At 39.9% G+C, this 25,637-nt stretch carries 27 protein-coding genes; 5 read left to right on the top strand and 22 right to left on the bottom strand.

Features of this window, described 5'->3' with window-relative positions:
* The first annotated feature begins 15 nt into the window (after positions 1–15).
* Both AB5150_RS14185 and AB5150_RS14190 read left to right on the top strand, forming a co-directional pair.
* On the top strand, positions 16–360 hold the full coding sequence (locus AB5150_RS14185) for a helix-turn-helix domain-containing protein (RefSeq protein WP_022216066.1): 345 nt from the start codon (positions 16–18) through the stop codon (positions 358–360).
* Positions 361–402: 42 nt separating this feature from the next.
* The gene (locus AB5150_RS14190) at positions 403–1,929 is read left to right on the top strand and encodes a CoA-transferase (protein WP_015534080.1); all 1,527 of its coding nucleotides are present in this window, start codon (positions 403–405) and stop codon (positions 1,927–1,929) included.
* Positions 1,930–2,052: 123 nt separating this feature from the next.
* Here AB5150_RS14190 and AB5150_RS14195 read toward each other — a convergent pair whose 3' ends face one another.
* The 4 genes from AB5150_RS14195 to AB5150_RS14210 all read right to left on the bottom strand — a co-directional run bounded on the left by AB5150_RS14195 (position 2,053) and on the right by AB5150_RS14210 (position 7,198).
* Positions 2,053–2,916, bottom strand: coding sequence for a metallophosphoesterase (locus tag AB5150_RS14195; RefSeq protein WP_349818910.1), 864 nt, complete (start codon positions 2,914–2,916; stop codon positions 2,053–2,055).
* A 93-nt stretch (positions 2,917–3,009) separates the two neighbouring features.
* Entirely contained in the window at positions 3,010–4,347 is a 1,338-nt protein-coding gene (locus AB5150_RS14200; RefSeq protein ID WP_117874900.1) for an acetyl-CoA hydrolase/transferase family protein, read from the bottom strand.
* A 316-nt stretch (positions 4,348–4,663) separates the two neighbouring features.
* Complete coding sequence (locus AB5150_RS14205; RefSeq protein ID WP_022216070.1) at positions 4,664–5,143, bottom strand: Hsp20/alpha crystallin family protein; 480 nt, start codon at positions 5,141–5,143, stop codon at positions 4,664–4,666.
* A gap of 255 nt (positions 5,144–5,398) precedes the next feature.
* A complete protein-coding gene (locus tag AB5150_RS14210; RefSeq protein ID WP_055223577.1) occupies positions 5,399–7,198 on the bottom strand; it encodes a diguanylate cyclase in 1,800 nt (599 codons plus the stop codon).
* A gap of 155 nt (positions 7,199–7,353) precedes the next feature.
* Here AB5150_RS14210 and AB5150_RS14215 point away from each other — a divergent pair, with 155 nt between their 5' ends.
* On the top strand, positions 7,354–8,289 hold the full coding sequence (locus AB5150_RS14215; protein ID WP_004849828.1) for an AEC family transporter: 936 nt from the start codon (positions 7,354–7,356) through the stop codon (positions 8,287–8,289).
* A 140-nt stretch (positions 8,290–8,429) separates the two neighbouring features.
* Here AB5150_RS14215 and AB5150_RS14220 read toward each other — a convergent pair whose 3' ends face one another.
* From AB5150_RS14220 to AB5150_RS14265, 10 genes are all read right to left on the bottom strand, one after another.
* Positions 8,430–8,909: an Hsp20/alpha crystallin family protein gene (locus AB5150_RS14220; RefSeq protein ID WP_022216070.1), complete on the bottom strand. Its 480-nt coding sequence runs from the start codon at positions 8,907–8,909 to the stop codon at positions 8,430–8,432.
* A 375-nt stretch (positions 8,910–9,284) separates the two neighbouring features.
* The gene (locus AB5150_RS14225; RefSeq protein WP_349818911.1) at positions 9,285–10,508 is read right to left on the bottom strand and encodes a site-specific integrase; all 1,224 of its coding nucleotides are present in this window, start codon (positions 10,506–10,508) and stop codon (positions 9,285–9,287) included.
* A gap of 122 nt (positions 10,509–10,630) precedes the next feature.
* The gene (locus AB5150_RS14230; protein ID WP_349818912.1) at positions 10,631–10,804 is read right to left on the bottom strand and encodes a ribbon-helix-helix domain-containing protein; all 174 of its coding nucleotides are present in this window, start codon (positions 10,802–10,804) and stop codon (positions 10,631–10,633) included.
* Between the two features lie 362 nt (positions 10,805–11,166).
* Entirely contained in the window at positions 11,167–11,847 is a 681-nt protein-coding gene (locus AB5150_RS14235) for a hypothetical protein (protein WP_349818913.1), read from the bottom strand.
* A gap of 190 nt (positions 11,848–12,037) precedes the next feature.
* On the bottom strand, positions 12,038–12,400 hold the full coding sequence (locus AB5150_RS14240; RefSeq protein ID WP_349818914.1) for a hypothetical protein: 363 nt from the start codon (positions 12,398–12,400) through the stop codon (positions 12,038–12,040).
* Positions 12,397–12,633, bottom strand: coding sequence for a hypothetical protein (locus AB5150_RS14245; RefSeq protein WP_349818915.1), 237 nt, complete (start codon positions 12,631–12,633; stop codon positions 12,397–12,399). The genes AB5150_RS14240 and AB5150_RS14245 overlap by 4 nt, the downstream gene beginning before the upstream one ends.
* A gap of 149 nt (positions 12,634–12,782) precedes the next feature.
* Positions 12,783–13,322, bottom strand: coding sequence for a hypothetical protein (locus tag AB5150_RS14250; RefSeq protein WP_349818916.1), 540 nt, complete (start codon positions 13,320–13,322; stop codon positions 12,783–12,785).
* A 4-nt stretch (positions 13,323–13,326) separates the two neighbouring features.
* The gene (locus AB5150_RS14255; RefSeq protein WP_349818917.1) at positions 13,327–13,533 is read right to left on the bottom strand and encodes a hypothetical protein; all 207 of its coding nucleotides are present in this window, start codon (positions 13,531–13,533) and stop codon (positions 13,327–13,329) included.
* Positions 13,534–13,760: 227 nt separating this feature from the next.
* The gene (locus AB5150_RS14260; RefSeq protein ID WP_349818918.1) at positions 13,761–13,946 is read right to left on the bottom strand and encodes a helix-turn-helix domain-containing protein; all 186 of its coding nucleotides are present in this window, start codon (positions 13,944–13,946) and stop codon (positions 13,761–13,763) included.
* Between the two features lie 517 nt (positions 13,947–14,463).
* Positions 14,464–15,159, bottom strand: a complete 696-nt coding sequence (locus tag AB5150_RS14265; RefSeq protein ID WP_330423968.1) for a nitroreductase family protein — start codon at positions 15,157–15,159, stop codon at positions 14,464–14,466.
* A gap of 297 nt (positions 15,160–15,456) precedes the next feature.
* On the opposite strand from AB5150_RS14265, the gene AB5150_RS14270 reads away from it, so the two are divergent.
* Positions 15,457–15,693, top strand: coding sequence for a DUF6061 family protein (locus AB5150_RS14270; protein WP_044945660.1), 237 nt, complete (start codon positions 15,457–15,459; stop codon positions 15,691–15,693).
* A 183-nt stretch (positions 15,694–15,876) separates the two neighbouring features.
* Here the strand turns inward: AB5150_RS14270 and AB5150_RS14275 are convergent, their stop codons facing one another.
* Positions 15,877–16,131, bottom strand: a complete 255-nt coding sequence (locus tag AB5150_RS14275) for an InlB B-repeat-containing protein (protein ID WP_082241386.1) — start codon at positions 16,129–16,131, stop codon at positions 15,877–15,879.
* Positions 16,088–19,507 carry a M64 family metallopeptidase gene (locus tag AB5150_RS14280; protein WP_349818919.1) on the bottom strand — a complete coding sequence of 1,140 codons (3,420 nt, stop codon included), beginning with the start codon at positions 19,505–19,507 and terminating at the stop codon, positions 16,088–16,090. Before AB5150_RS14280 ends, AB5150_RS14275 begins: the two co-directional genes overlap by 44 nt.
* A gap of 260 nt (positions 19,508–19,767) precedes the next feature.
* Here AB5150_RS14280 and AB5150_RS14285 point away from each other — a divergent pair, with 260 nt between their 5' ends.
* Positions 19,768–21,138 carry an IS1380-like element ISClsp2 family transposase gene (locus tag AB5150_RS14285; protein ID WP_368292098.1) on the top strand — a complete coding sequence of 457 codons (1,371 nt, stop codon included), beginning with the start codon at positions 19,768–19,770 and terminating at the stop codon, positions 21,136–21,138.
* A gap of 157 nt (positions 21,139–21,295) precedes the next feature.
* Here AB5150_RS14285 and AB5150_RS14290 read toward each other — a convergent pair whose 3' ends face one another.
* The 6 genes from AB5150_RS14290 to AB5150_RS14315 form a co-directional block, all read right to left on the bottom strand.
* Positions 21,296–22,195, bottom strand: a complete 900-nt coding sequence (locus AB5150_RS14290) for a hypothetical protein (protein ID WP_055145662.1) — start codon at positions 22,193–22,195, stop codon at positions 21,296–21,298.
* A gap of 51 nt (positions 22,196–22,246) precedes the next feature.
* Entirely contained in the window at positions 22,247–22,651 is a 405-nt protein-coding gene (locus tag AB5150_RS14295) for a lipoprotein (RefSeq protein ID WP_118694343.1), read from the bottom strand.
* Positions 22,652–22,822: 171 nt separating this feature from the next.
* Entirely contained in the window at positions 22,823–23,620 is a 798-nt protein-coding gene (locus tag AB5150_RS14300; protein ID WP_368292099.1) for a PfkB family carbohydrate kinase, read from the bottom strand.
* Positions 23,621–23,695: 75 nt separating this feature from the next.
* Positions 23,696–24,028 (bottom strand): helix-turn-helix domain-containing protein, encoded by a 333-nt coding sequence (locus AB5150_RS14305; RefSeq protein ID WP_015534088.1) that lies wholly within the window; start codon positions 24,026–24,028, stop codon positions 23,696–23,698.
* Between the two features lie 246 nt (positions 24,029–24,274).
* On the bottom strand, positions 24,275–25,183 hold the full coding sequence (locus AB5150_RS14310) for a radical SAM mobile pair protein B (RefSeq protein WP_015534092.1): 909 nt from the start codon (positions 25,181–25,183) through the stop codon (positions 24,275–24,277).
* The coding region (locus AB5150_RS14315; protein WP_368292101.1) for a DUF5131 family protein at positions 25,171–25,637 on the bottom strand (467 nt) is incomplete at its 5' end. The genes AB5150_RS14310 and AB5150_RS14315, both read right to left, overlap by 13 nt.

A 25,637-nucleotide genomic window follows, 5' to 3' on the forward strand; every position in this document is an offset into this window, starting at 1 on the left:
CTAGGAGGAATAATAATGTCTGCTAAATTAATTCCAGAACGATTAAAATTTGTGAGAGAAAATATGGGAATTACTATGGCTGAAGCATCCAGGAGACTCAATCTTTCCAAAATAGGATATTGCAGATATGAGTACGGAGAGAGAGTCCCATCTCAGCAAACGCTGGAAATTATTGCTCAATGTTTTAACACATCTGTTGAATATTTGACCGGTCTTTCGGATTCTCCGGCCGCGACACAAATCGTAATTGACAAAAACAAGAATCCTGAGCTCTTTGCCCTTGTTGATTTATGTCAGAACAAGGATACAGAACTCTTACAAAGAATGTTATCATATTGTAACCTGCTAATAAATTCATAGCAGATTTTGATTGATTTTTATATAAACGAAAGGATAGAACAAATGTACCAGATAATGACAGCCGACGAGGCAATGGATCTTATAAATGACGGAGATGTGATCGCACTCAACTCATTTCTCGGCATAGATATTCCAATCGAGCTTCACGAGGCATTATATAAAAGATACCAGAGGACAGGTTCGCCGAAGCACCTCACCGCTATATCAAGCGCGGGCTTTGGCGCGTGGGATGAGAACAAGGCGGCAGAGGGATACATAAGAGACGGCGCAGTTGACAAGATCATCTGTGGACATTTCGGAGCCATGTACAGCACCAAGAAGCTTGTCCTTGAGGACAGATTTGAGGCATACAATCTCCCACTCGGCTGTATCTCACACGCAATTCGTGCACAGGCCGGCGGACTTCCGGGAGCACTCTCCAAGGTCGGTCTCGATATATTTGTCGATCCTAGACTTGAGGGACCGGGAATCAACAACATATCAAAGGATGACTCACTTGTTAAATACGTCGAGCTGGATGGTGAGGAATTCCTCTACTACAAGCTGCCGCTTATCAACGTGGCTATCATCAAGGGAACTGCTGCCGACCGCAAGGGCAACATCTCATTTGAGGATCTGTTTACCGCAGGAGATGCGCTGTCCATCTGTCAGGCTGTAAAGGCAAATGGCGGAAAGGTCATCGTGCAGGTTGACAGACTTGTGGCAAGGCCATCAAGACCTCACAATACCATTATTCCGGGATGTCTGGTTGACGCTATCGTTGAGATACCGCCGGAGCCAAGACACGCATCATACGAATCCCTGACAGGAAGTTTTGAGATTCCATATTCACAGTGGCAGGACTGGGCTGAGATGCTTTCCGGTCGTACCAAGACAAAGAATGTCGTCAATACAAGCGCAGAGATCATTGGAAGAAGGGCCGCTCTGGAATTAAAACCGGACGATATAGTCAACATAGGTGTTGGAATTCCGGAGACTGTATCCAAGTATGCCAGAGAGAACGGTATTCTGGACAAGATAACCCTGACCGTAGAATCCGGAGGTGTAGGCGGATTTCCTGCATCGGGCAAGGTGTTCGGCGCTGTCATTGGCGCGGACTCCATCTATGACATGGCAAACCAGTTTGATCTCTACAACAATGGCGGTCTTGATATCTGTTTCATGGGCGGGATCGAGGTTGACAGGTTCGGGAATGTAAATGCCCACAAGGGTCCTGGCGCATTTGCCGGTGTAGGCGGATTTGCAAATATCACCGCCAAGACAGCAACCGTTGTGTTCTGTCTCACATTTGATACGAAGGGGCTTGCCGTGGAGGACAATGACGGCATCGTGACCATCAAAAACGAGGGAAGCATTCCTAAGTTCGTAAACGATGTCAGAAGCATCAGTTTCTCAGGAAAACGTGCGCTGGCAAACAGGCAGAGGGTTATATACGTCACAGAACGATGCGTATTTGAGCTTACTGAAAAGGGACTCAAACTCATAGAAGTGTACCCGGGAATTGATCTTGAACATGACATTCTGAACAAGCTTCCTTTCAAGGTTGAGGTGGATGAAAGGCTGCGATAGCTAGAAGGCTGAGAAAAGTAAATCCTAATATATTAAAAGATCGTGAGAAGATCCCTACTCAAAATCTTCCCACGATCTTTTATGTACATCATTTTCTTATCTACATTAACTTTCTCACAATAACTAATGCTTCCCCACCAGCTCCACGCACACGATCTCCGGATAGTTAAACAACCTCGCAGGTATCACGCTGTTGCCAAGGCCTCGGCTGACTATCATCTCTGTGCCGTCCATATAGTATTCACCTGCTGTATATTCTGGAAGAAATCCCTGATCCGGAGCCACTATCCCTCCGACAAACGGCAGTCTGAACTGTCCGCCATGGGCATGTCCGGAAAGCACGAGATCAACACCGGTGTCGGCATACCTGACAAGGTATTGTGGCTCATGTGCAAGAACGACCGTGAGCTCTTTTTCCCCAGAGTCTTCATTATCAGCGGTCTCTTCCTTCTGTTCAGCTTGATCATTCCTAATACTTTCGTCACTAAGCAACGCCTCCAGTGTTCCATCCGCAAGACTTTTATCGTCCAGCCCAACCAGCCTAAACTTTGCATCACCCATGGATATCTCCACAACCTGATCATCCAGAATAACCACCCCGGCACCTATAAGCCCATCCATAAGCTCGTCATATTCAGATTTCTCAAGCCAATATTCATGATTGCCTGTGACATAGTATACCGGACATATTTTCACGATCTCATCCACAAATTGGACTGCGCGGTCTACATTTGTGTGATTTGAGTCCACAAGATCTCCGGTCAGGACGATCATATCAGGTTCACATTCTCTTATCCTGCCCACCAGTTTCTGGTTATTCTTGCCAAACTTTGCATTGTGCAGATCCGATATCTGGACTATGCGATATCCCTCAAGATCTGCGTCAAGCTGCTCTGCCGCATATGTATAATGTGTGGTTTCAAGGTGTTTGTTCTGAAAATTGCAGAACAATATTATGACAATAACTATGCTCAGAGTAATTGCCAATTTTATATATTTCTGCTTTTTCGTATTTCTACTTTTTTGTTTTTTAGATTTTCCTTTCATTCGCAGCCCCACTTTTATAATGCCATGATCTTCTCATCTCTTATTCGACCTCCGCCAGATCTTTCTCTCCTGTGCCTCCTTTATCAGCATGTCCCGGAAATCAGGATGGGCTATGGATATCAGAGCCTCCGCTCTCTCCCATGTGGATCGTCCTTCAAGGTTTATCACACCGTACTCTGTCGCAAGAAAGTACACCTGACTTCTCGGCGAGGTGATGATATCTCCGTTGAACTGCGGTTTTACCCTGGAATGCTTCACCCCATTCCTGTCGGTGTGTGTGGAACTCATGCAAATAAACGCCTTGCCGCCACGGGAGCCCGAGGCTCCGATCAGGAAATCGAGCTGTCCGCCGGTTCCGCTGATCTGGCGTGAACCACTGCTCTCTGCCGCAACCTGTCCGTACAGATCCACAGCCACACAGCTGTTTATGGACACCATGTTGTCTATCTGCGATATGACATATGGCCTGTTCACATACTCAAGTGGATATGCGGCGATTCCCGGATTGTCGTCCAGCCACTCATACAGCTCATTTGAACCGATGGCACAGCCAAATACGCCTTTTCCTCGGTCTATGTTCTTGTATTTATTTGTCAGCTTGCCCGCCTTGTACAGGGCTAGATATGCATCCGAGCAGAGCTCCGTGTGCATGGCAAGATCCTTGAGATCCGACTGAGCCAGCATCTCACCCACCGCATTTGGCATTCCCCCGATACCGAGCTGCAGTGTTGAACCATCTACTATGTATGGAATGAGCAGCTCCGCTATCTTCCGGTCAACCTCCCGCGGTGCCTGTGTTTTCACATCAGCAAATGGCTCGTGCTCCCCCTCTACGATCATATCCACATCCGATATGTGAATACACTCGTCATATCCACCGCGTATCTTAGGCATGTGCTCATTCACCTCAACTATCACGATGTCCGCCTTCCTGGCAATAGGGGCAGCTACACCGGTATTCACCGAGAAGTTAAAATAGCCATGCTTGTCCATAGGTCCCACCGACACCATGACCACATTCACATGGAGGAAATACTCATAATAAGCCGCATTGTTGTGGAACACCATCGGTATATAATAGCATTTGCCCTCATCGCACAGCTTTCTCTCGTACTGCGAACAGTGCCAGCTATGATACACAAAATGCTCCTGACTGTCATCGCACTCTGCAACCTCTATAGGCCCAGCCATCAGATTGCCCCTGATCTTCACATCGTGCAGCTCATCTCTCCGCTTTGCCAGTGCTCTGTCAAGTAGCACAGGTTTTCCAAGGGACGATGTGTAATCGACCCAGTCTCCATCCTTGACACACTCCACCGCAGCCTCCGGTGTACGCAGCTTTTCTCTATACATTTGCTGAAAATCGAACATATAAATCCCCCTTTATTAAATAACGTTTCACCGCTTGTCCTCCCTCAACAGCCTCAATCACTATTATCAAATAAATCAAATGCCATTTCAACATTTTTAGAGATATTCTGTGTAAATATCAATGAAAAAGTTTACCAACATTTACAATATTCCAGCCAAAATAGTCATAATATTTTTCCACTTTCACTGGAACAATGCTCATTTACATCTAATTGCAAAACGCAAAAAAGCCCCCCGCATACCTGCACCTTGCAGATACACGGAGGGCTCTACGAATATTAGTCATCTGTTATTAAGTAATTACACATTTCTTACATTATTCGATTGCGATATAATTACTCTTCTCTACTTTCTTCTGCTCTTCCTTCTTAGGAATCGACAGTTTCAGTACGCCATGTTCATACTTTGCATGAATGTCTTCCTGGGTAACTCCCTCACCGACATAGAAGCTTCTGCTCATGCTGCCGGCATAACGCTCACGCCTGATATACTTGCCGCTCTTCTTGTCCTTTTCGTCCTTATCCAGACCCTTTGCAGCCTCAATTGTCAGGTAACCATCAGCAAGCTGAACCTTTACTTCATCTTTCTTGAATCCTGGGAGATCCATATCTACTTCGTATGAATCGTCTGTCTCACGGACATCGGTCTTCATCATGTTCTTTGCATGCTTGCCATACAGAGCACGCTCGGTAGGTGCTAACGCTTTACTGAACTCCTTGTCAAAATCCCTTCCAAATGGGAAATAGTCATTCATCCAATCATCAAATAAATCTTCTCCAAAAATACTAGGTAACATAAGTCATTTCTCCTTTCAATCTCAAACAAGTGTCGGAAATTGTGGTTTCTTATGAAACCCCAAGGCACTTAGACTTTTTGTTTACTGTTACTTTCAAAATAATTGTCAAGATAAACTTTCGGGATTCTTTCTCTTCTTTCTTATCCCTTTCCTTATCTTTGACTATGTTATACACCTAGTTGTTAGCATTGTCAATAGGTGAGTGCTAATTCTTTTGTGAAGATTTTGTGTCCTATTCCTGTAATAGCCAATCCGCTATTCTGGCACAGTTTCCAGACCTGTTTTGTTATCATAATAAGATTCAACCAGAGCGCAGTCCATGATCAAAACGTAGAATACATTTCCATAATAACGGTTTTCCACTATTCTTCCGTGATCAAGAACAGGAAGATATGTTCCATCTTTTTTTGCAAAATGGAACCTTACATAGTCATTATTTCCACTGGTCTTTGCATCAATCTGTTTCCAGATGCTGGTCTCAACAGAATCCCGTTCGTCTGGATGGACCAGGTTTCTGAATCTATGATCTGTGTAATCAAGAAAATCATCAAAATCCCTGCAGCCAGCAAATTCTATCAGTTCACGATTTGCAAATAAAATATTATCATTTTCAGGATCAGCTATATATATAAGGAAAGCTCCCGGAAGATTCTTTGATACATCCTGAAGTGCAAATCCAAGCTGGCTTCTGTGCTGCATCTTATAAGCTCCTCGATAAGGACTGCAATTATTCTTTCCATGAAGTTTTACCGCGTAAAGTGCCATATCCGCGCATCTGATAAGCTCCGAAACATCTTCACAATCTTTTGGATATTCTGCATACCCAAGAGAAATGTAAAATGGATGCTCCCCACCATTATATGTTATATGCCGTGGCTGAAGAGTAAATTGTTCTATTTTCTTTCTTGCCTCTTCCTCTGTTGTGTCAACCAGAATGGCGGAGAACTCATCACCGCCATTTCTGCAAATAATAGAATTATCATTGAAATAGCTCTGCATGTCCTGTGCAAGACTTTTCAGTGCGGCATCTCCAACTACATGACCATACATATCATTTATAAATTTAAAATCATCAATATCCATCTGTATACCCACGCAATGAATATGAAGATCGCCCTGCATAACCTTTTTGAGCTGTTCGTCAAACCCCTTACGATTCAAGAGTCCGGTCAGCGGATCTGTTATCGCCATTTTTTTTAATGTATCTCGATGTCTCTCAATCACAAGGATGACCACCGTTAATCCAGTTAAGAGCAAAATAACACATATTCCCAAAAACAGCTGCGGAAATACATTCCACCCATGACTCCAGCCATCAGCAGGCATTATCTCAAAATCAAATAGACTGCCGCAAAATTCAAACTCAAATGTAATCGGATTCTTCATAATATTGCCGGATGATGATACTATCTCTGTATCATCAGACAAAGGGGAAACTGTCTTTGTCAGGGAGTAATCATAACCGAATTTTGTGAGTGCCTGAATTGATTCTGTAAATATCTCCGGAACACGTATAATTACTATGGTAAATCCCCAAAATACTGGAGAGCCATCTGCCCCCTCCAGATATACAGGATTTCTAATCGCAATGCCCTGCCCCCCCTGTTTTAAATCAAAAGGACCCTGCATCGTGACTATATTTTTATCTCTTCCATAGCGGCATATCTCTCCACGACTTTCATCATGCATCAAATCTATCTTTCCAGCTTCATTCCCTGCCTCCGGATATATATCTGTGACAACACCGTCAGGCGCAATCTGTATGCTCTGAATAAAATCTGCCATCAGATCCCGAGCAACTTTTTGAAAATTGTCAATTTTCCCATTTTCGCTGATTGCTATCTCTTCAAGTGTATCTGTAATTGCAACTCCACGGTTCATGTCATTCTGTAGTCGTTCTGCATATGTTGTGGCATTAAGCGCTGTGACATTCCGTACCTGTTTATAATTTGATCTATATGAATGATATAAAACTACTGTCAAAACCAGACAGCCAACCAGAAAAATGAGAACCGGCAACATAAGCTTTTTGTTATGGTTTTTACGCGAATTCATAGTATGTCATCTCTCCTTATTTTGGATGCTATTTACAAGTTCTCTACAAATTGCACATATTTTATCGCATTCATTCATTTTTGACAAGTCAGCATTCAGGGATGTTTTTTTAGAGGAATAGTATTATAATACAGAAACGAAAAGAGGTAATCGCTATGCAGATAAGTATAATTTTGCTCGGAAAGCTTATTAACTTTTTTATTATGATCCTGCTTGGTTTTATTCTTGTCAACAAAAATATCTTAAAATCATCTGACAGCCGGATATTATCTATCATCGTGGTATACCTGGTGATGCCCTGCGCCATAATCGGTTCATTTGAGATCGATTTTACAAAAGAAAAACTGCAGGGACTGTTATTTTCCGCTGTCATTGCGGTCATTATACATGTTCTGCTGTTGATTTTTATAAATATCGGAAGGAAATTTTGGCACTGGACCCCAGTTGAATGTGCAACCGTCATGTATTCCAACTCGGGAAATATGATTATCCCACTTGTAAGTGCTATTCTGGGTTCCGACTATGTACTGTATTCATGCGCATTTATGTCTGTACAACTGATATTTCTCTGGACACACTGCAGCACAATGCTCTCCGAAAAGCCACACCTGGAATGGAAAAAGATAATATCCAATATAAATGTATTAGCCATAATAGCAGGTCTCCTGCTATTTTTCTGCAAGATAAAACTGCCAGCCGTCATCCTTGCACCGATAAATGACATCGGGAATATGCTTGCACCTCTAAGCATGATAGTAACTGGTATGCTGATGGCTGATTCGCCGATTCTGGCCAGCCTGAAGAATGCAAAACTATACCTTTTCTCTGCCATCAGACTCGTTATCTGGCCTACTATTTTGCTGCTTATAATGTGTGTAAGTCATGTATACGAATTTATTCCAGACGGAAGAACCTTACTACTCATAGTATACCTTGCCTCCATCACGCCATCAGCTTCAACAATCACCCAGATGGTTCAGGTATATAACAAAGATGCAACATACTCCAGTCTTTTAAATGTATTTACTACTTTGTTCTGTATCATAACCATGCCTTTGGCTGTCATATTATTTTCATGGCTGATACTTTAATGGGGACGTTTCTTTTGTCATGAGGATTGTCCCTGGAACAGACAAGCAAAAGAGCCCCCCGCATACCTGCACCTTGCAGATACACGGAGGGCTCTACGAATATTAGTCATCTGTTATTAAGTAATCTCGCATTTCTTACATTATTCGATTGCGATGTAATTACTCTTCTCTACTTTCTTCTGCTCTTCCTTCTTAGGAATCGACAGTTTCAGTACGCCATGTTCATACTTTGCATGAATGTCTTCCTGAGTAACTCCTTCACCGACATAGAAACTTCTGCTCATGCTGCCGGCATAACGCTCACGTCTGATATATTTGCCGCTCTTCTTGTCCTTCTCATCCTTATCCAGACCCTTTGCAGCCTCAATTGTCAGGTAACCATCAGCAAGCTGAACCTTTACTTCATCTTTCTTGAATCCTGGGAGATCCATATCTACTTCATATGAATCATCTGTCTCACGGACATCGGTCTTCATCATGTTCTTTGCATGCTTACCATACAGCGCACGCTCGGTAGGTGCTAACGCTTTACTAAACTCCTTGTCAAAATCCCTTCCAAATGGGAAATAGTCATTCATCCAATCATCAAATAAATCTTCTCCAAAAATACTAGGTAACATAAGTCATTTCTCCTTTCAATCTCAAACAAGTGTCGGAAATTGTGGTTTCTTATGAAACCCCAAGGCACTTAGACTTTTTGTTTACTGTTACTTTCAAAATAATTATCAAGATAAACTTTCGGGATTCTTTCTCTTCTTTCTAATCCCTTTCCTTATCTTTGACTATGTTATACACCCAGTTGTTAGCACTGTCAAGAGGTGAGTGCTAACTTTTTGTGAAAAATGTGTGAATACTTGACTTTTCAAGCACATAGAATATTGTTTTTGGCTTATTTACATACGATTTACATATTTTTAAACACTATTACATAATTCAAGGGAGAATGTATTTACCCATTCCCCCTCATTTTACTTTGTAGCAACTTCATATAACTATTATACTGCCATCATGCTCTCCAGCTTTTCAAGCTCATTCTGTATTCTGTCATCATTAACATGGTTATATACGTCCATTGTAATTGATATATCACTATGCCCCATAATTCTTTGTAATACCTTTATATCAATTCCAGCTTCTGCCATTCTTGTACAGCCTGTATGTCTGAATGTATGCGCTGATATATGTGGTAATAATACTGGCTGTCTATTGTCCGATTCAGCCATCATTGTCTCACGCTTATTATATGCTTCAACAACGTTTTTCATTGCATTGTTAAAACCGTTCGGAGCAATAGGCTTTCCGCTTTTTGTTGTAAATATAAATTTGCTATAACCATCAACTGTATAATCCCTTGGTGTTCCCATGAACATTTTATATTGTCTCTGATCTGCCAAAGCATTATATATATCATTTGTCATCGGAATTTCTCTATGTCCTGATTCTGATTTAGTATCTGTTATCATAAATTTAGTTTTACCATCTGGAGCTTTTTTGTAAATAAGCTGATGATCTATAAATATCTTTTTATTCTTCATATCAACATCATCCCATGTAATACCTATAACCTCACCAATTCGGCATGCTGTGCCTATCATATACTTTATCATAGGCACATACGAATTATAAATATTGCTATTCTCCATAAAGTCTAACAATATTCTCTGTTCCTCACGTGTCAATGCTTCCTTAACCTTTGCACCGCCTTTATATGGCTTTATACACTCTTTTTTCACTGGATTTTTACGAATCATATCGTCATCTAATGCTAAATTAAAGCAAGAAACAAGGATCGTATGAAAAAACTTTATTGTACTGTTTGATAACCCCTTGTCTTTCAACTCTTTGTAAAATTTCATAATGTGTGAGGTCTTTATATTTTTTATCTCAGCATTTCCCAGCTCAGAATCACGCAAGTTACAATTCCACATACCTATATAATTGTTCTTTGATGTTTTCTTTAAACTTCCGCTATCCTTTAGGCTTATATACAGATCAAATAACTGGTTTAATGTCATCTTTGAGGCTGTTCCATTTATACCATCTTCCAAATCTCTTATTATCTGCTTTTCCTTTTTTCTCAGTTCTGATAAATCCCAGTCATATACAACTTTTGCATGTCCTAAAGTGTCCTTGTACTGAAAATAATAACGTCCATTTGATCTCTGTCCCTCACCTTTTAACAGATTCCTGCCCTTGCTGTCTTTTCTCTTTTCTGCCATAATATTGCCATCCTTTCTAATTGCTAGAATGCCGATACTATGATAGAATATTTCACAGTACGGACATTCGTACTATATGTATTTGGGTTAGTCATCGCTTTGGTCGGGGGTGGCTAACCTTTTTATTTACCTAAAAGCAAATTCAACGCTTTTCTAATCGCCTCACCTTTACTGATTCCATTATCTTCACAATACCGTTCCAATTGTTTTGATAATTCATCATCAAGACGAATACTAAAGCGTATATCTTTTGGTCGGTCTGCTTTAGGTCTACCAACTTTTCTATTTTGTGACACCTCAACTTCACTTCCTTTCTATTTATGTCACACTTTAATTATAATATATGTGTGACATAAATACAATAAAAATGTTTATTATAATTGATAGTAAGTGCTAATATTTTCAGATTTTCCTTATAAATCAACGATTTTCAGCACATTACATGCCGACTTATATCACAATTACATATTTTTTACATGTTTCTACTCAAATTTGCTTTGATAATATCCCCTATGTACTTTTTGTCCTATCCTATATTTACTATCTTTGATTTTTTAACGCTATTTTGCAAATTATAAGCAAGACATACAAATATATGCACAACACCTATAAAATGCAAAACAGCGTTAAATTTCATTGTTAGTTGTGAGAAAATCAACTATATAAGTGATGGCGTAGCTGTGCTCATTTCTTCAAGCCTTTTCGCTCTCTCTGAATGATACTCAGCAAGCAGATCACTTTCTGCGCCACTCTTGCTTGATATATTATCAAGGTTATAGAATAACATTGTGTCGCTAACTGAACCGCTTTCAACCTCATTTGCCAGCGTCTCAAAATATCCTACAGGTGGCACAAAGTGAGCGTTTCCGTTTATGTCAACTTCGCTTCCACTAAAAAGCATTGAATCAATCGGTGTGGACTTTACTCCAGCTTCGTTTAACTTCTGTCTAAGATATAACAGGCTGGTTTCTGAACCCCTGTATTTTTCAGCAACGTTGGAAATCATGTTATTGCTCAGCATTCCACCTCTTGCCATAGTTGATAAAAAATCAATCTGCTGTGCAAGCTCTGAACTTGGTTCAAAAGCACTGCATACAGTACCAGCTATATCTCGGATAGAATCTGCCATCTCTCTGCGGAGAGTTGCTTCTTTTGCTTCACACTCTGCAACTAGATTATCAAGTTCTTCCTGTCGTGCTTCACGAGTATAGGTTCTCACGCTATAATCGGAATTGACTTCCTTTTTCTTGTCCTCTATCTGTTGGTGTAGTTTCTGAATATCTTTGTGTCTCTTTATAATTCCATTGATACTGTTTGATATGTTCTTCTGATTTTCCATAATTTTCATCCTTTCTTTGATTAAAATAAAATAACTACAAGTTCTAAAACTGAAATTGTTAAAGTAATGATCGTTGCAACTCGCCAAACTCTACAACTTCTTTTTGCTTGGCGCAAAACGTCTACGGCTGATCTTTCCATGTGCATACTCCTTTCTTCAAAATTAAAATAAAAGCATAAAGTTTACTTTACTATTCTTGACTTTTCAGCATTTCTTCAAGGTTCTGTATTCGGCTTATAATGTCCGCCTGCTCTCGATTTTTCAGTGATAAATCAAGCAGGGTTTGACTTGCTCGAACCCTAATTCCTGCACTAACTTCTTTATCATCAAGAATATTGATAAGTGTATCAAGTGCCTTAAAATTAGCGTCCTCTAGTTTATTTGAAATAACTTGAAACTGGTTATCTCTTGCAACTTGTAACTTTTCTCTAAAATCTGGCTTTCGCAGTCTGCTATAAACCGATTGTTCACTCAATCCAACTTCAGCACTTGCCTGCTTGATTGTTGCAGAAAATAAAAGCGCTGAAATTAGTTGATTATCCGTTACTCTCAATCTATATCACTTCCTTTCAATGATTCAGGCGGGGCAGATGAAACTGCTAAATCTTCATCACAAGGAATATCATCAATTATTAAAATTCCACTCTGAATATTTTCAATATCAACCTCAATATCTGTGTTTGATTTGTAATACTTCCCATTTCTAAAATCTAAAATTTGAAGTTGTGGAACTCTTTTTGACACCTCATTTTGAAGATACCTTAATCGGTTATGGTAATTCTTCAATTTAATCAACTCCTTATCTGTGCTATATAATCACTAGATATTAGTTATATAATTATTACATATAGTCTCTGAACACTTTTTATCATCATCAAACCATTGAATTTACTAGACTTTTTGTATTTTTTTGTTATAACTTTTCTAAGTAAAATTCAATCATTTTCAAAGGGACTTATATCACCATATTCATAATAAAAATTTGGTTCGCTTTGGCTTCTGACATACGCAACAGGCATACAACAAAAATTATGATTTTCCTTATTACTATTTCTCCAATATCTCCCTTGCTTTAGTCCCTTTTTTTGCTGACGTATATTTTCCTTATCAACTATTTTTTTTACAAGACTATATAGTCCTTGCGCTTCCACATTCAATGAAATATATCCATGAATATGTTTTTTTGTACTTTTTCCAATTACTCGTTGTCTTGGTCGACCCCTTGAGCCGTTTTTTTGCTGAACCTTGCAACAATTCTTTCCATCGTGACAACTTAATCCCAGCACAAATGCAACCCCTTTGTATTTCTCATTTTTCTGAACACTATAAATCATACGAGCATATAAATTTCTAAATTGCTTACTTGCCTGTTCCATATCGTCCATGCAATCAAATACAAAGCCATATACATTGTAATTCTCAACCAATTTATAAGTGTTTTCATATTTGTCCACATCTTTCCAATTGATTTTCATTTACTCACCTTATTACAAGTTCTGCTTTCCCATTAGTCGCATCCGATATTTCATTAAAAAACTCTCTAGCCTCTTTTCTTGTAAAATTGATTAGTTCAAAGCTTGGCTTTCCATCTTTTTCCTCTGGAACTATAATTGCATGCCCGGCAAGCGCATACTTGATTGCCTGGCTAATGCTACAATCAACAGTTGCTATGAAGATCTTTTTCAATTTTTACACTTCCTTTCTACTCCGTTGAAATGCCATCAAGGTACCTTTGAATCTTTGAAACATTCCACAAAACACGCCGTCCTACTTCTATTCGTGCTTTTGCACTCACGCCAATTTCTATTGCTGTAGGTCGACCACAATCCAAAACACCTTGTAAGCGTTCAGTCGTTATTGCAAGTCTATCCTTACATTCTATAAACTGATCTTGTTTTGTTGACCTCATCACATCACCCCTGTATTGAATATCCTTTTCTTTCACACCATTTTAGAAAATCTGCCTTTGACATTACATAACTTTTCAACCCTTTCTTTTTTAAGGTTGGAAAATCATCACTGTGCAAATAGTTATAAATTGTTGCTGAACAACACCCTAACAATTCTTGAGCTTGTTTAACAGTTATATATTCATCCATAAGGCTCCCTCCTTTCTAAAATTTGTACAAAAAAAGCGAGTATAACATAATAGACTGATAGAATAACTTTGGTTACATCCAAAAATTTTCCATCAAAATCCATTATGTTATACTCGCTCAGCTCACTTTATATTGTGTCTCAAATTTTTTCCCTAGAGGTTTATGTCAGATGATATGCATTAAATCTTCTATGCATACCCGTTGTTTTAAGTGCCTCAACTTCACTTTCTAGGTTGCCTGCGTGCTTTTCATTGTACAAACTTTATAATTTATTAGTATTATACATATTATTATTAAATTGTCAACAACACATATAACTTTTTTACAACATCCTTTTACTATCTCTTTTGAATACATATTTTTTACATATTTTTTTATGCATTAGACAACATCAGACAAAATATACTATCCATAATATTTCTGCCGTCACCCTTGATTTTACTAGCTTTTTAGCACTTTTACACATCAGACAAAACCAGACAAAATCTGAATAGTTCTTACAAGAGGTGAGTGCTAATTATTTTGTGAAGATTTTGTGTCCACTCCCAGCCTCAAAGTGGTATTTGGCAATTCCAAGATCTATCTTCGTGCAGATTCCTCTCGGAGCTTTCGCTGTCACCATCTCATCTTTCAGCTCAAACATGAACTTCTGCTGGTTCACCGCTGTCGGTGCCAGACACACCGCCTCCATCCCCTTCGTGAACCAGTCTGTCTCCACATCTGCACTGCTGATTTCTGATATATCTTTGCTCTTGTGTGCAACACCCTGATTCTCACCATACCCAAGGGCAATCACTATCAGCAGTTTCTGTCCTTTGCCTATGACTGCCCTGGTCTTACCATGTGACATTGCAACCCAGCATGTGTTAAGTCCAAGTTCCTGACATCCAAGCACCAGCTTTTCACCGTAGTAGCCGGCCTTTTCCTGGTCGTTCTTCGCGCCAACTATCGCTATATAATTAGAAACATTTGTGAATTTGCCGTAATGCGCCATAAACGAATCAAAACAGTTCGGCTCATCGTAGACCGCCTGCATACTCAGTCCGCTCTCAGAATTTATCTCAGAGATAAGCCTGTCTATCTCCGCACGTTTCTCCTGCTCGATTGGCTTATCCTTATATTGCCGCACACTGTGCCTCTCCTTCATCAACTGTAACATATCCATGCATTTTCCCTCGCTCTCATTCTGATATCTACGCCGAGTATAGTCCATCAAACTTAAATTGAGATTTCATGTATTCCAAGGGATTTAATAATTGTTATATTTTATTATCAAATATCTCTGAATCCCTTGAAAACACTAAGTTTGTCGCAGGTGATCTTTCCCTTAGACTTTCCCTTATGTTATATCTTCCCATATGGATTTATGAACCCTGATAAGGGAAAATACAAGGAAAAGAAAATCCTCTAAAACAGTATAACACAAAATAAAAACGACATGGTGAACTGATTGAAATGCTTCTGATTTTTGTAACAAATGATTGATTGAATGATAAGGAGATTTGATACGATGAGAACAATATTTGCAGAATACAATCCACAACGCAACAGCATTGATGTTTATACTTCTGCTGGCTATATGCTCCGCATTGACTGCTGGGAAGCAGAAAAGAATTTAAAAACAACACCCAGATTAGATTGTGCATTAAATGCACTTGCTATTGATGAACCACTTGAATATGCAAGACTATACCTTGATGGAACTATGCAGATGTGGGTTGATGCCGAAGATTCATTTTATTTATGATGATTATACTGTCACTCCTAGTGTCTCCAGAGAGTGACAGTTTCATTGTCATTTTGAGCTCGTCTTTTTTAAGACAAGCCTCGTATATTTATTTGTAAGCTGCGTTCGCTTCTTCTTGAGTGATTTTCCCAGTTTTAACAGCATCAGAAATTGCTTCGTCTAATTTAGTATAAACAGTAGTTGTCACAACTCCGAAGCCGCTGACGAACAGCAGAGCGATCCACAGCCACTCATACTGTTGTCGCCGGTCTGCGGATTCTGAACATCATCCGAAGGCTTGGTGGTATCGTCAGACTTGGTAGGAGCGGCAGGTTTGGTTGCCTTCTGACCTTCTTCGATAGTCTGAGTCGTTACTGCAGAGCCACCGGCAGAATCAAAGGTTACGGTATAGTTTTTATTTCTTTGTTGTAACAGTCTTAGCTTTTGACCAGCCTGAATAAATCCTTATGGATTTGCCGTTAATCTTAACTGTCTTATAGGTGCGAACTCTTACATAATACTTTTTCTTGCCCGAAAGCTTTGAAATTTTCTTTGATACTGTTGTATTCTTGCCTACTGTTACGGTCTTAGCCTTGCTGAATTTACTTGAGGCACTGTACTGTACCTGATAGCCTGTTGTCTGTGTAGCCTGCTTCTTCCACTTTACTGTAAACTTCTTTGAACCTGCTTTAAGTGAGGAAATACTTGTTGCCTTTGGCTTGATTGTGAAATAAAGCGTCTTTGTTCCGCTGTATTTACCCTTAAAGGTAATCTTTACTGCGTACTTGCCAACATACTTTCTGCCTTTTGCATAAGACACAGTATAGTCAGTATTCTTAACAAGTGTCTTTCCTGTTCTGTCCTTAACAATAACCTTAGGTGTTATAACCTTTCCGTTATATGTTAATGATGTTGCTTTAAGCTTTATGCTTGATGCCTTTGGAATTACTGTCGTTGAAAGAGTTTTCTTACATACCGAACAGTAATTTACTATCTTGCCGTTTGCTGTTGGGGTTGCCTTTGTTACGGTTTGCTTTGTGGTGTGGGCAATCTTAGCAATATTGCCCCAAGATGCAAGGTCGGTTATTTCCTTTGTACCGAGTACATCTTCATAGAACTTGCCACAACCTTCGCACTTGTAGTATGCTTCCTTACCGCCATCTGTGCAGGTGGCAGCTTTCGCAGCAACCAAAGTCAGATTGTGAGTGTGTTCTTCGTTTTTATTTTTGTAATAATATGTAACAACCGTTCCGTCCGAAACAATAGGCTTATTCAAGCCGTCAACCTTTATAAATTCATAATCATAAAGTGTTTTTGCCGGTGTTAAATCAAGCTTTGTGCCGTATGGCACGGTAAATGTTCCGCCGGCAGTGTTTGGAATTTCAGAGCCGTCCTCAAATTTATACTGAATTGAAACGGTTGTGTAGCGCTGTGTTTCCGTATTGTCGTCTGCAAGCACATTTCCGTTTTCATCGAGCACCTGAAATGCCACGGTATCGCCGCTCTTAAGCTGTGCATCAGACGGAATTTGATAAATAAGCGAGCAACTCTTTAAGCCTGAATTAAAGTCGCTTTTGATGTGATCCAAAGCACCGAGCGGCCAGAAATTTGCCTTATCATTCCAAACAGGAATGTCAAAGGTTTGTACTGTTTGAAGCGGATTCCCCGATGAATCGGTCGCAACGCTTCCGTCGGAGTGCTTAATCCACATTTTGAATTTTAATTGTCGTGCATTTTTATCTGAAATGTTTTGAATAACAGTTCTAAGCTCGATTTTTTTACCGTTCATATTAGTATTAAATCTGCTTTTGCTGTTGCCGCTCAAAAGTCGGTCATTGCGATTATATGTGTAATTATAATATGAACTTGTTTCAAGGTCGGTAAAATCAGACGGCTTTGAATAAGCGCCCGTATATTCCTTAACCTCGGGAGTTGCAACATAAAGGTCTACATCCTTAACAAGCTGAGACATTCGCTTGAAGCCCTGCAAACGGCAAACCTCACAGAATTGATAGTTTGTGTCTCTCATTATGCACTCATAACTTGAAACAAGCATTTTTGAGCCGTAAGCATTGCGGCAGGTATATGTGTTTCTAAAACCTAAAAGCTGTCGCCATTTTATCTTTTCCGGGTCTTCAACCGAGGAAAGATTGAGTGATTTAAGTTCCTTATCGTCAAGCAAATATCCGTTACTGTATTCATCACCGAGACCGAGCAAACCGTGTCCAAACTCGTGTGCAAAAGTTTTTGACGCACGATAACTGTCTGATGGCGAAATGAAATAATGGAAGCCGTATTCACGGTTATTATAAGCACCGCCGAAATCTGATTTTGTGTTTACAACCATAGCGAACTGAGCAATATAATCGTGAACATAATAATAAGGCTCATATTCCGAACCGGACGGAATTGTGTTTGGATCACACTTTTTTTTGATATGAGCATCGTGAATTTTCTCGATAAATTCAGGACCGATACATCTCTCAAAAATATGATTTTTCCACTGACTTCCGTGGAGATTATTAGAAATAACAGGCGAATTATATTTGTCGACTATAACATCAAAGAAGGTGCTTCCACCATTGTCAAAAGTCGATTCGGAAGCTGTGCAAAGAGCGTAAACATTGAATCTGTCGGCATAACTGCGATACGGTTCATATTTCATAGCGTCCTGCCAAAGTCGTTTGACATCATTGATGAATTTGCCCTGCTGACTTTTTGTGTATCCCTCGCCGCAAACGACAACAACCATATTTTCCGTGTCGCTGCGTGTTTTTTGGATGGTATAAACAGGGATGGTAGGATTAGAATATTTTCCGTCATTTGAATACCACGGGCCGAGGGTGAGCTGAATGCTTTGCTCGGTGCTGACATTCCAATCGGGATTTGCGTCCTCGGCAGGTTCCGAAATTGTATAATCATCCTCTTGCTTATTTGGAGCAGAGCCGATATAAGGACTGCTTTGTGAGCCGCTGCCGGAAGTTGTAACAAAATATTCGGAATCGAGATAAAATGCAGGTCTTACGCCCAAATCGGAATACCACGGAGCATAACGACCGACCTGACCCGATGAACTGATATAACGCATATCGTGATTGCAATCGGTAACAGGAGTGCGAAGCCAATAAGGCCAAGCCATACCGTCATTATTATACGCAACATAATAACCTTTGAGATTTTTCCACACGGCATTAGCCTGCTTTACATCAAGAAGAAAAACCTTTTCGGTTGTAGTTTCAAAATATGAACTGTCGTAGTTTGCCACCGCTTCCGAAATATCGGTGTAGTATAACAAATCCGAATTTGCGTCTCCATCAACTATGCCCTTGTTGTATTCGGGATGAGAAACGAGAGAACGCTGGGTAACGGTTTTCATTGCCGCAATTTCAGATTTTGAAAAAGCGTTGAGAAAACCCGCTTTTTCGTTGTACGCTCCCACACCGCTTACATATCCGTCTTTCGGAGGGTTGCCGCAAAGCCAATCGACTTTGCCTTCAGCTGCGGTCGAATTTAACCAAGAACGCATATTGCTGTCTTTCCAATAGTTAGAACCGTAATCATCACGCTTATAGCTTCTGCTGTGTGATTTTGAATTGCTGTTGTCATTTGTTTTGGCATCATATGCAAGGGTGTCAACAATTTTGTCTGCAAGCATAAGCGGTCCGTTATTGTCAATGCTTACACATCGCCAAAGAATTGAGGCATTGTTATACGCGCCCATTTTAACATAGTCGCCAACTTTAATATCGGGCTTTGATGCCGCCTGAATGGTCATCGGCCAAACGGAGATTGCCATGCACAATGCCAAGAATATTGCGGTTATTTTTTTCGTCATTAAGGAACCTCCTTTATAAGCTATATATTTGCTTTTATTGTATTGTAAGGTGTTATATGTGTCAATGAAAATCCACCTTATTCCGTGAAACTTACCATAGTGTTACATCCCTTTTTTTCAGCAATAATACCTGCTGGAAACTGATTTTCGCAATACATTTTATTTCACCCACTAGGTTAAACAAAATTTTGTTTTTTTACTGTATCATCATGCATTATCCTGTATAATGAAAGTATCAAAAGATAGGCGGAGGCAGTGCAATGAAGAAAATACACATTGAATTCAGCGATGAGCGGCTCATTACTCCCAGTGGTCTGGTATTCGTAGGGCAAATACTTGGAAAAAGCAGTTTTGTTAAAAAAATCAACCGTGCTCCAATTTCAAAAGATTATCTGCAGAAACAGATAAAAAATGAAGACGTGCTCCTCACCTATATTGGTATGCTCTGTCAGGGAAAACCCCAGTATGAGGCTGTCCGTGAAATGATGGATGACCCTGACTACTACAAATACGCATTAGGCATCTCCTATGCGATTCCTTCCGCCGAAACACTCCGTCAGCGTTTTGACATGATCGGGGATTCCCTGCGCAAAGACATCCAGCAGGCAAATGTCGACATGCTGCGTGAAATGCACATAGAGCCGACAGCCCTGGATAACGGCTTTGTTCCTGTCGATATTGATGTAACCCCCTTTGACAATTCGAAATCCAATAAGGAAGGCGTATCCCGTACCTACAAGGGTTTTGACGGATATGCACCAATTATGGCATATATCGGCACAGAAGGATACCTCGTCAATCTTGAACTGCGGATTGGGAAACAGCACTGCCAGAAAGAAACTCCTGATTTCCTGAGAGAGACCATTGAACTGTGCAGACAGCTGACGGAAAAACCACTGCTCATCCGGCTGGATTCCGGCAACGATGCATCTGAAAACATAGGCATCTTTATGGAAGAAAGCTATAAATACAACAATGTGTCTTTCATCATAAAACGGAATCCCAGACAGGAAAGTAAAGAAGAATGGCTGGAATCCGTCAGGGAATGCTGCCAGAATATCCAGCATCCACGTGATGGGAAAACTGTTTATATCGGACAGACCTTCCGGAATGTGACATATTCCCTTTCTGATAACGAGGAGAAAACTGTCGGAATACGCACAATTTATGAGATCACGGAAAGAACCATTGACCGATATGGGCAGTATTTTATCGTACCCGATATAGAACTGGGCACATACTGGACAAACTCTTCCCTGCCAGACGATACAGTCATTGATCTTTACCATGCCCACGGAGAAAGTGAGCAGTATCACAGTGAAATCAAGACGGACATGGATGTTGGAAGACTCCCGTCGGGAAAGTTTGAGAACAACAAACTGGTGCTGGAGCTGACAATGATCGCATATAATATCCTTCGAATCATAGGGCAGGAATCGCTGAAAAAGAAGGATGCTCCCAGCCGGAAGAAAATACATCGCCGAAGAATACGTACGGTGATCAGTAATCTTATGCAGTTTGCGGGACATCTGACAGAACATGCCGGCCGTCTGGTGCTGTCCATTGGAAGGAGTAATCGCTGGAGATTTACTTTCAAGCGTCTTTATGACAGCTTTGCATTAATCACCTGACAACAGGTAGCTGAATATGGCAATGGCAGCTGCACACAAATGGTGCAGTCTTTTTTTGAACGCAAAATTATGCAGCATTTTCAAAATTTAGTATACAATAACAAATATGGCAAACATTTCCTGTGTGCCTTTTCATTTTGAAACAAGGTTCACGGATTCAGGTATTATTGAATTTTTCATGCCCATCTAATATATATGCAAACTCCTTATTATTTACAGATATCTCAATATCACTATACAGTTTCTTAAGATCCGTTCTCGTAGCTTCGACAACTCTTGCATCCGCAATATCATTGATTCGCATTTCTTCCATGTGTTTTCTCAGCAAAACATCTCTGACTATCGCATAATTAATCATGTCATAGCTATAATGTTTAAATATCTTTGTATAAATGTTTTTCCCCTTTTCTACTATTCTTACGACATATCCATTTTCATCCACTTCGACAAAAACCTTACCATCCTCAGGATTTTCAACATTAATGTATTCTGCTTCTATTTTATCTGCATTTGTATAATCGTGATAAAGCTTATTGACCTGTATAGGCACCCTTTCTTTTATACTATCTATTGCATCAAATCTATAGATAGTCTTTGCTTTTTCAAATAAATCTGACAGATCGGGATATTCCTTTGACAAAACATCCATATTTCTCGCAAGTGGCAATGCGCTGTTAGATTTAATACTGATTGCATAATCAACAAGCTCATTGAACAGCTTAATCGTTTCTTCCCTTCTATGCATGCTTTGCGAAATCAATGCAATCGAGTAATAATAGCCCATGATATCCGGTATAAAATCTGTGTTTTTAAAAGGATATTTCATATCCTGTAATGTATCCAGAACTACATCGACAATTGCATCATCCTCAGCGAACACCGCCATTTTCTTAAAATCTGACATAGCGCCCGGTACACGAGCATAAGACGCTAACTTTTTAACAAGCTTCCATACAGGTTCCTTCATTTCTTCAGAAGCATGTTCCATCAATGGCAATGTCATCTTCTTATGGCTATAATTCTTTATTTCATCATCGCTTGGAGTATTTTTCTTCATTTCTTTCCCTCACAAATTCCGATTTCTCAGTTTCAAAAACAGGAATTTGACTTAATATCCATGGTCAACATGCTGCCACTTTCCGCCATCTGTTCTAACTAAAATCCACTTCCAATCACTGTATGTACTATTTGGATTCAAAGACCCGTTTCCACCAGATGAATCAACATCGAATGAAGATAATAAAACAATGACTTCATCTGCATTGTTTCTGTCTGCCCAATCTTTATAATCTTTCGTGCAGTCATCTCCGGCATAGTAAATTTCTGTGAGAGTGCATCCTTTCCAGTCACTCTTAAACTCCTTTTTTATTGTGTCAATAGCGGCTTTAATATCCTCTTCTGAATAGCTCTCAGATTCAACATTATGAGTTTTTACTTCACTGACATCTCCACCACAAGCACTCAAACCAAATAAAAGCATAATACATAGCATTGTACATACGATTTTCTTCATACAAGACCTCCTTAAATCCCGATTTCTCAGTTTCAAAAACTGAAGTTTATTTACTTTTCTTCACAACCGGATTCTTAGAAAACATATCTTTTATTCATAATCCAATTATAAACACTCCGAAAAGTGACCATATAATAAACCCTGTCATATTGTTTCTCCTTACAAATCGAATTAAAAGCCACCATAATGAGACAATGTCTCTGTTGCAAATTCTGTACCAACTCTCATAGCCTCGTAAATATCACCAATTAACATATGAGAACACACAAAGCCTGCATGGTAGCTATCTCCGCAACCAGTAGTATCAACTATTTCTAAAGCTTCATCAGCCGGGACAAAATACTTTTCACCATTATAATATGTAACACTTCCTTTATCAGCTAAAGATGCATTAAATAGTCCTTTATACTTCTTGGAAAATGCTTCAAATATCGGAAGAATTGATTCCTCTCCACTAATCAGGAAATAATCTATATATGGTGCATATTTTTCCATCTCCTTAAAATTACGATATTCTACAAAATCCACAGCCAATCTGAAGTTATTATTCTTTTTTAAATCTATAATTTGTTCAAAACAGCCTGCCCAGAAATGTATAAATACAACCTCTGATTTTTTTATAAAGTCCAATTCGTCTTGATTCAATATCATTTTATCAACAATATCACCCGTCCATGAATCATCTTTGTAATATCTGTCACCGTCAGCCGTAAGATATGTACGATTATTTGCAGTTACTTTATCCTCTTCAACTCTTACATGGCTTACATCTATTCTCTTATCAGAAACAGAATCCATAATAAATTTTGCGTAGGAATCCTGTCCAACCGCACCCAATATTGAAACATTAAACTCCTCAAATTTTGATGCATGAACTGCAAAATTAAGGGCTTCACCACCTGCACGCAATTCATCTGTTCCATCAAAAACATCTACACAGAGGCACGGAAGTGCCACTAATTTTATCATTCTTGTACCTCCCTAAATTCCGATTTCTCAGTTTCAAAAACTGGAATTGTTCGAGTTTTTCAAATACTAACGTCCTTAATTTTGTTCAATAATTGATTTATAGTAGTTACCAAAGTCAGCAAGTGAATTAACAATTGGAAGCATTTTTGTTCCGAGTTCCGTTAAGCCGTATTCAACTCTCGGTGGCTGCTCATGGTAATCGTGGCGATATGCCAGCCCATCACTCATCATTTGTCTTAAACTATCTGTCAAAACCTTTTGTGAAATACCATCTATACTTCGTAGTAGCTCATTGAATCTCCATGGACGCTCTTTCAAGTTACGCAAAATCAGCAATTTCCATTTTCCTCCGATGAGAGATACTGCTGTTGCAACTGGGCATTCCGGTAATTCTTCTTTTGCTCGCATAATTCTCACATCCGAGTCTATTGTAACACATTCATTTTTGAGTGCACAGTTACAAAAAGGTGCGTACCATGACATTTTCTCCCAAAAGATATTTCGGTTAATATATACCAAAATATCTTCTAGAATCTTTCCACATTCATATATAATATAAACACAAAAAACGGCAGACCGTCGGTTATATGACCATCTGCCTGTTACCTGCTATAATACTATTTTCCGTGTATCACCAGTCCAGCAAACTGGAATTTAGCGATTTCTTTTTCCGGTATTCTCTGTCCCACGGATTTCCTCATGATAGAAATAATCTACGATCACCGGATGTCCCTGCGGGACTCTGCCATAAGGCATTTCATTATCCACAAAGGCACAATCATACTTCTTAGCCATTTTCTCAGCTTTTACTTCAAGTGCTTCAAAGTAGCTGCGGTTATGCTTGTTATAGATCTCGTCGTAAAGTGGTACAAGATCAGGATATTTTCCGGCGATATAATCCATAATTGTCTTTTTGAAACCGCCTCGAAGATTGAGATTTTCGAGCCAGAACAGATCGCACTGATCCTTTACCCGCTCAAAGATTGCTTCAAAATCCGTGATACCAGGGAATACCGGGGATACGAAACAGACTGTACGTATACCTGCTTCATATACCTGCTTCATAGCAGCGATACGGCGCTCAATGCTCGAAGCAAAGTCCATATCGTTCTTGAAATTTTCATCCAGTGTGTTGATCGACCATGAAACGGTTACACGTCCAAGCTTCTTCAGCAGATCAATATCCCGTACCACAAGATCCGACTTTGTGCAGATCAGAATATCTGCGTCACTGCCGATCAGCTGCTCCAGAAGTTTTCTGGTATTCCCGAATTGCTCCTCCTGTGGATTGTAGCCATCTGTCACAGAACCGATGACCACCCGCTGTCCGGCATATTTCTTCGGATTTTTAATTTCCGGCCAATGCTTCACATCAAGGAAAGTGCCCCATTCCTCCTTGTGCCCGGTAAAGCGCTTCATAAAAGAAGCATAGCAATACTTGCAGGCATGTGTACAGCCCACATATGGATTGACCGAGTAACCGCCTACCGGCAGACTAGACTTAGTCATGATGTTCTTTGTTTCCACCTCACGAATGAGGATTCCATTTATTACTTCTTCCATGATTTCTGTACCTCTAACACTTTATTAAATTCTTCCGGCATTTCCTGAATCATATTTTCATCCCCTATGATAGGGACAAGGTCTTCCTTCATAAACACCGGAATGCCGAGCTTATGTGCCTGGTCCGCCAGAGACCATGCCCATTCCGGCTCCGTATGAATCTTCCTGCTCTGAGCTCCGGTCATGGTGCCAACAACGATCCAATTGATTCCGGAAAGGTCAACTGTGCCGGGATCGTCGAATAACGGCTCAAAGGTAACATGGTAATGTTTTGCTCTGACATTTTTCCGAAGGGCGTCGATACGCCACAGTTCTGCTTTCCTCGTCACCGTAACGCCAAACCATGCGTTTTCCAGATCGGTATCAAAATCCAGCAAATCAGGTCGCTTGGTAAGGAACAGGAACTGATGCTGTGGATTTTCACGGATCTTTGCAAATACCTCGTCTCTCCATT

This window comes from Coprococcus sp. RTP21281st1_F1_RTP21281_210402, from assembly GCF_040915325.1.
Classification (GTDB): Bacteria; Bacillota; Clostridia; order Lachnospirales; family Lachnospiraceae; genus Coprococcus; species Coprococcus aceti.

Coding starts and splice junctions, on each gene's coding strand:
- AB5150_RS14185 (WP_022216066.1), top strand. CDS start 16: ATGTCTGCTAAATTAATTCCAGAACGATTAAAATTTGTGAGAGAAAAT.
- AB5150_RS14190 (WP_015534080.1), top strand. CDS start 403: ATGTACCAGATAATGACAGCCGACGAGGCAATGGATCTTATAAATGAC.
- AB5150_RS14200 (WP_117874900.1), bottom strand. CDS start 4,347: ATGTTCGATTTTCAGCAAATGTATAGAGAAAAGCTGCGTACACCGGAG.
- AB5150_RS14205 (WP_022216070.1), bottom strand. CDS start 5,143: ATGTTACCTAGTATTTTTGGAGAAGATTTATTTGATGATTGGATGAAT.
- AB5150_RS14210 (WP_055223577.1), bottom strand. CDS start 7,198: ATGAATTCGCGTAAAAACCATAACAAAAAGCTTATGTTGCCGGTTCTC.
- AB5150_RS14215 (WP_004849828.1), top strand. CDS start 7,354: ATGCAGATAAGTATAATTTTGCTCGGAAAGCTTATTAACTTTTTTATT.
- AB5150_RS14220 (WP_022216070.1), bottom strand. CDS start 8,909: ATGTTACCTAGTATTTTTGGAGAAGATTTATTTGATGATTGGATGAAT.
- AB5150_RS14225 (WP_349818911.1), bottom strand. CDS start 10,508: ATGGCAGAAAAGAGAAAAGACAGCAAGGGCAGGAATCTGTTAAAAGGT.
- AB5150_RS14235 (WP_349818913.1), bottom strand. CDS start 11,847: ATGGAAAATCAGAAGAACATATCAAACAGTATCAATGGAATTATAAAG.
- AB5150_RS14250 (WP_349818916.1), bottom strand. CDS start 13,322: ATGAAAATCAATTGGAAAGATGTGGACAAATATGAAAACACTTATAAA.
- AB5150_RS14260 (WP_349818918.1), bottom strand. CDS start 13,946: ATGGATGAATATATAACTGTTAAACAAGCTCAAGAATTGTTAGGGTGT.
- AB5150_RS14265 (WP_330423968.1), bottom strand. CDS start 15,159: ATGGACTATACTCGGCGTAGATATCAGAATGAGAGCGAGGGAAAATGC.
- AB5150_RS14270 (WP_044945660.1), top strand. CDS start 15,457: ATGAGAACAATATTTGCAGAATACAATCCACAACGCAACAGCATTGAT.
- AB5150_RS14280 (WP_349818919.1), bottom strand. CDS start 19,507: ATGACGAAAAAAATAACCGCAATATTCTTGGCATTGTGCATGGCAATC.
- AB5150_RS14285 (WP_368292098.1), top strand. CDS start 19,768: ATGAAGAAAATACACATTGAATTCAGCGATGAGCGGCTCATTACTCCC.
- AB5150_RS14290 (WP_055145662.1), bottom strand. CDS start 22,195: ATGAAGAAAAATACTCCAAGCGATGATGAAATAAAGAATTATAGCCAT.
- AB5150_RS14295 (WP_118694343.1), bottom strand. CDS start 22,651: ATGAAGAAAATCGTATGTACAATGCTATGTATTATGCTTTTATTTGGT.
- AB5150_RS14300 (WP_368292099.1), bottom strand. CDS start 23,620: ATGATAAAATTAGTGGCACTTCCGTGCCTCTGTGTAGATGTTTTTGAT.
- AB5150_RS14305 (WP_015534088.1), bottom strand. CDS start 24,028: ATGCGAGCAAAAGAAGAATTACCGGAATGCCCAGTTGCAACAGCAGTA.
- AB5150_RS14310 (WP_015534092.1), bottom strand. CDS start 25,183: ATGGAAGAAGTAATAAATGGAATCCTCATTCGTGAGGTGGAAACAAAG.